This window comes from Nonomuraea aridisoli, assembly GCF_003236395.1.
Classification (GTDB): domain Bacteria; phylum Actinomycetota; class Actinomycetes; order Streptosporangiales; family Streptosporangiaceae; genus Nonomuraea; species Nonomuraea aridisoli.
Genome location: NZ_POUD01000552.1, coordinates 1 through 1,515 on the forward strand (window position 1 = coordinate 1; position 1,515 = coordinate 1,515).

Below are 1,515 nucleotides of genomic sequence, written 5' to 3' on the forward strand. Positions count from 1 at the left end.
GAGCCGGTCGGGGCGGCTGCGGGGAAGCGGCGGTGGTGGCCGTGGGCGGCCGTCGTCGTCGCGCTCGGGGTGGCCGCGGCGGTCGGCGTGCCCGGGCTCGCGGGGGAGAGGTGGCCGTACGAGGCGGTGTTCGGTGAGGGATGGGAGGTCGGCGCGTCCGAGGGCGGGGACGCGCGTGCCGCGGGGGCCGGATACGAGCTCACCGTGAACCGAGGCTGGCGGTTGTGGAAGTCGGCGCCCGCGCGGGAGCCGGAGGGCGGCGTGGTCGTCAGCGCTGAGGCGACCCTGCGGGGCGGCGCGGGGTCGTACGGCGTGTGGTGTCACGGCTCGGCGGCCTCCGGCGACCGCTACGAGTTCGGGGTGAGCGACGCGGGGCAGGTCACGATCGTCAAGCGCCGTACGGGAACGGAGGGCGCCGTCCTGTACGGTCCCGCCGGCGGGCGGAAGGCGGCCACCGAACGCATCGTGGCGCAGTGCGGCCAGGGCGGCGGAGGCGGTGTGACCCTGCGCCTGTGGCTGGACGAACGCCTGGTCGCCGAGGTGGCCGACACCGAGGGACCACACCGCGCGGGCGAGGTGGGCGTCTTCGCGGCGGCCGCCGCCGACCGTTACGTACGTGTGCGTTTCGGCTCCTTCACCGTGCGGCCGGCGGACGCGCCATGAGCCCGGAACCGCGGTTCGGCGTGCTCGGGACGCTGCGGATCGACGTCGGCCGGACGCCCGGTCCCGCCAAGCACCGCACCCTGCTGGCCGCCCTCCTGCTGTCGGCCGGGCATCCGGTGCCGGTCGAGCGGCTCATGTCCGTGGTCTGGGACGACCGGCCGCCCGCCTCGGCGGAGTCGGTGCTCCGGGTGTACGTCAGCGCGCTGCGCAAGCTCGTGGACGGCATCCGTACGGTGCCCGGGGGCTACCTGTTCGAGGTCGACCGGGACGCGGTGGACTGTCACCGGTTCGAACGGCTGGTCGCCGAGGCCCGGCGGGTCCGGGAGGCGGGCGGCGTCGCGGAGGCGGTCGAGAGGTTCCGGGCGGCGCTGGCGTTGTGGCGGGGGCAGGCGCTGGCCGACATCGAGTCGTCCGTCCTGCGCAGGGAGCACGGCGTGCCGCTGGAGGAGGCGCGCCTGACCGCACTGGAGGAGCGCGTACGGCTGGACCTGCGGCTGGGCAGGGGCGCCGAGGTGGTCGGCGAGCTCCGGGCGCTGGCCGGGGCGCATCCGCTGCGGGAGGGCGCCTGGGTGCTGCTCATCGAGGCGTTGCACCAGGCCGGCCGCAGGTCGGAGGCGCTCGGCGCCTTCCAGGACGCGCGGCGGACGCTCGTGGACGAGCTCGGCCTGGAACCCGGCGCCGACCTGACCGCCGCCCACCGGCGAGTCCTGAACGACACCCCACCCCCCTGGGCCTCCCCAGAGGGTGCGGCCATCGCGGCATCCCAGCAGGCTCGGGGCAGGGACGGGTTCCCGGGGCCCGGCCGCGTCGCCGGATACCCGCCGATGGGTGTCCGCCGACCGATCCGGACCC

The 1,515-nt window shown here is 76.4% G+C and carries 2 protein-coding genes; both read left to right on the forward strand.

From position 1 onward, the window contains the following. On the forward strand, positions 1-663 hold a 663-nt coding region (locus tag C1J01_RS50855; protein WP_220040493.1), incomplete at its 5' end, for a hypothetical protein. Next, positions 660-1,515: AfsR/SARP family transcriptional regulator (locus tag C1J01_RS47990; RefSeq protein ID WP_146616043.1), on the forward strand; the 856-nt coding region annotated here is incomplete at its 3' end. The genes C1J01_RS50855 and C1J01_RS47990, both read left to right, overlap by 4 nt.